Origin of the sequence: Bacillus sp. JJ1474, from assembly GCF_036965225.1 — a bacterium.
In the GTDB taxonomy this organism is placed as follows: domain Bacteria; phylum Bacillota; class Bacilli; order Bacillales; family Cytobacillaceae; genus Cytobacillus.
Window position 1 is genome coordinate 1 of sequence record NZ_JBALPC010000303.1, and the last position, 3,867, is coordinate 3,867.

Here is a 3,867-nt window from a genome sequence, read left to right on the forward strand (position 1 = left end):
ATTGTTAATAATAAAAAAAAACCGACTCATTTAGAGTCGGCAAATTAGACAATAGCCATATCTTTTAATTGCTCGCCATTTACAATATCCTGAACCTCAGTACCTTCTAAAGTTTCTTTTTTCATAAGGGCTAGAACTAAAACTTCGAATTGTGGACTATTATTTTTGATGAGTTGTTCAGATTTTTCTAATGCTTTTTGGAAAAGCTCCTGCATTTTTACTTCTTTTTCCACTTTATTAAAAGTAAGGGTAAACCCATTTTCAAGCAAGCCAGTGTCAACCATTTGTTCGATGACCTTCTTCGCTTGCTGAACATCACCACTTACACCAATGCTGTGTTCTCCAAGGTAAATCCGTTCCGCAACACCACCTGCGAGGATCATAGCAACTTGGTCTAGCATGTCGCTCGTTGTTGATAAATGCATCTCTTTTGGAATTGGCGCTACATAACCAAGCGCTTGCCCGCGGGGAATGATAGTTGCTTTACGAACCGAACCTGGTTTTGTAATAGCAGCAACAAGGGCGTGACCTGCTTCATGAATAGCCACACGATTTTTTGTATCCTGATCTTGTAAAGATCTAGTTGAACTTCCTAGAATGGTTCGATCTAGGGCAAAATCCAAGTCTTCTTTAGCTATTACTTCCTGACCATTTCTAACAGCCCGTCTGCTCGCTGTTTCAAAGAGAGAATGAAGGTCCGCACCTGAAAACCCAGAAGTGCTCTCTGCAAGCTCATCGAGTGAGTTTATGACATCATCAGCTAACACACGATTTTTCGTATGAATGTCAATAATCTCTTTTCTTCCTTTTGTATCTGGAAGTGGAACATGAAAAGAGAAATCAATTCGTCCAGGACGTAGGAATGCATCATCGAGCATATCCTTACGGTTTGTTGCGGCGATGAAAAGAATTCCATCATTCGAATGACCGCCATCTAATTGAACAAGAAGCTCAGTCAATGTTTTTTCGCTTTCCTCTCCGCCATGCTGTTTTCTTTTTCCTGCAAGTGCATCTACTTCATCGACAAAAATGACGGCTGGCTTCTGCTTTCTAGCATTTTGAAACAATGTACGGACACGTGATGCACCAACACCAACAAACATTTCATTAAAGGCTGAACCGCTAGTAGAGAAGAAGGTCGCTCCAATCTCTTTGGCAATAGCTTGTGCCAGTAGGGTTTTACCTGTGCCTGGTGGTCCATATAATAAAATCCCTTTCGGCGGTTTTACGCCCATTTTTAATGAACGGTCTGGATCTTTGAGAGTGGAAAGTGTTTGCATAATCTCCTCTTTCATTTCACCTTGAATACCGCCAACATCAGCAAGAGAAATAGAAGGGAGGGGCCTTGCTTTAGATACGCTTTCCTTCATGGTGTTTGCAGCACCTAGTCCGCCTTTACCAGATTTATATAAATAAACGCCAAGCCCTACAAGTAAAATCATTAGTCCGCCAAGAATCCAAGGTGTAAAAGGACTGCTTGAAGAAAATGTATATTGAACATTATAGTTTTCTACTAATTTATCGATTATCTGACTATTCGGAGGTACATGGGACTTATATTCACCATCACTCGTCACAATCGTCAGCTTTCCATCTTTATGCTCGTTTATTGTAACCAATTCTCCATTTTGTGAGGCTATTAACTTCTCAACAGAGGAAAAGGGGATGGCTACTTCTTTATTTCCAGCTTGAACAGCCCATATAACTGCTGCCACAATTATCAAGAAACCAACAATAATCGGTACCATCGTTGAAGCTTTTTTAAATTGTAATTTCAACTTTTTCCCTCCTTACTGTTACCTTATTATTATAAGGAGCATAGTAAAGAAGGACTAGTGCCATTTTAATGTAAAAAGATGAAAAAAATGGTTAACACATGTTTTCAAGACTACTATGTTAGGGATTTAGCCAAAATAGGGCGAACATTATTATTGAAGGTTTCTATGTGATGGTTTTAATGTGTAATATTGAAAAGCGCTAACAAATCTATGCAATATTTTGCTCTTTTTTATTAGAATAAAGATATAAACCATTATTAAGCTAATGATCCTTCACAAATGTTGGAAACTATACTATACTGATGTTGGAATCATAATTACATAAACGTAACCACAAGGGGAGCTTTTCGCTGAGAGTGAACAGGAGACTGTTCTGACCCTTCGAACCTGTTAGATAATTCTAGCGCAGGAATGTGGCATGAATAGAAGGTTTTTTCTGTTGTTTTCTATTCTCCCCTTGAGGTAACGGAGTACAAAAAAAGGGGAGATTTTTTTATGAAAAAATTGGGTTTACTCGCATTAATCGAAGGCTCATTTTTTGCAGCTTTTGCCATTGTTTTAGATTTACTGCCTTCGATTAAACCAATACCATCTGTTTCTATTTCAATCGCAATGGTTCCCATTTTTATTATTGCATTCCGCTGGGGGTTAAAAGTCAGCTTGCTTTCCGGTTTGCTCTGGGGAGTCTTGCAAATAGCAATGGGGGATGCATGGATCGCCACTCCAACTCAAGCCTTTATTGAGTATTTTATTGCCTTTGCTTGTATTGGATTTGCTGGCCTGTTCTATAATTTTATTCAAAAAGAGATCAGATTCGGTTCGAAAAAGAAAGCAATTGGCTGGATGATAGCTGCTATCTTTGCTGGCAGCCTGGCACGTTATTTCTGGCACTTCATTGCAGGCGTTATTTTCTTTGGAGAATATGCGCCAGAGGGCATGTCGCCATTCCTCTTCTCGTTTGCAGCAAATGGAGCTACCATGATTGGAGCGTGGCTATTATGCTCAATCGCCGTTGTCCTTTTAGTATCAACTGCGCCTCGATTGATTATTAGAAAAGACAATACGCTGCTCATCACACATAAAAAAGTTTCTTAAATATTTTCTCAAATACGCTTCTGGCAAATCAGAGGCGTATTTTTTTGCATTTGCTTTGGCGGAAATGACTAGATCCTGATATGACATCAGCATTATTAATAATCACTTCCAAAATGAATCTCATAGTATATAAGGAAAAAAACTAAGGAGGTATTCGTTTGTATCCTTATTACGATTACAAAAATATGTACAGACAAACAGATAAATTGCTCAGGGATTTAACTAAAGCCATTAATGGAGAATATAGTGCTGTCCAATGCTATCAGAAAATAGCTAATTTGGCGACAACCGAAATAGAAAGGAAGCAAATCCTTGAAATTCGAGAAGATGAAATTAGACATTTACAGCAATTTACACAACTATATGTAAATCTGACAGGCAGGCAGCCACAACCTCAAATCGTGGAACAATGCCCAAACACTTACAAAGAAGGGATTGAGTTTGCCTTTGTAGATGAACAGGAAACGGTAGACTTCTATCTAGGTGTGTCTGATGAGATAACAGATGTAAATATTAAAAATGCATTCAAACGAGCCGCTTCAGATGAACAAAATCATGCCGTCTGGTTTTTATATTTTTTAAACAAGCGAAAATAGTTACAGGCAAAAACAAAAGAAATCGTCAGAAAAGATCGATTTCTTTTGTTTTTATTAATGTCTTTTTCTTATTTTTTAATAATTGGTTCTAGTTGTCTTGCGATTTCACTTAGTAAATCATGTAAGGTCAAGTGATTTTCATTCTGTCCTTTTTTTAGGGCTGACTGTAAAACCTTTGCAAACTCATACGAATTTACTTCAGGCCTCATATGTGAACACCTTCTATTGATCATTTGATGAAGAACTAAGCAGTGAATTTACTTTACAGTATATTAATGATTATTTTTATTTGTGACTTGAATAAAGTCTATTTTATAACATTTTAATAAGTAGGTTTCATCCAGTCTTTTTCGGGTAAATTAAAAAAAATTTTTTTTTTCCTACAAATACCCCCATAA

General features: G+C 37.4%; 3 protein-coding genes and 1 riboswitch. Of the genes, 2 read left to right on the plus strand and 1 reads right to left on the minus strand.

All coding sequences use genetic code 11. The features are described from left to right. Positions 1 to 44: 44 nt before the first annotated feature. Entirely contained in the window at positions 45 to 1,778 is a 1,734-nt protein-coding gene (locus V7164_RS25035; protein ID WP_335355576.1) for an AAA family ATPase, read from the minus strand. 326 nt (positions 1,779 to 2,104) lie between these two features. Continuing rightward, positions 2,105 to 2,207: riboswitch (TPP riboswitch) on the plus strand. A 66-nt stretch (positions 2,208 to 2,273) separates the two neighbouring features. On the opposite strand from V7164_RS25035, the gene thiT reads away from it, so the two are divergent. Both thiT and V7164_RS25045 read left to right on the plus strand, forming a co-directional pair. Further along, entirely contained in the window at positions 2,274 to 2,873 is a 600-nt protein-coding gene (gene thiT, locus V7164_RS25040; RefSeq protein WP_335346694.1) for an energy-coupled thiamine transporter ThiT, read from the plus strand. Between the two features lie 185 nt (positions 2,874 to 3,058). Continuing rightward, positions 3,059 to 3,469 carry a ferritin-like domain-containing protein gene (locus tag V7164_RS25045; RefSeq protein ID WP_335346697.1) on the plus strand — a complete coding sequence of 137 codons (411 nt, stop codon included), beginning with the start codon at positions 3,059 to 3,061 and terminating at the stop codon, positions 3,467 to 3,469. Positions 3,470 to 3,867: the final 398 nt, after the last annotated feature.

Excerpts from the sequence above, each read along its gene's own strand:
- V7164_RS25045 (WP_335346697.1), top strand. The coding sequence starts at position 3,059 with ATGTACAGACAAACAGATAAATTGCTCAGGGATTTAACTAAAGCCATT.
- thiT (WP_335346694.1), top strand. The coding sequence starts at position 2,274 with ATGAAAAAATTGGGTTTACTCGCATTAATCGAAGGCTCATTTTTTGCA.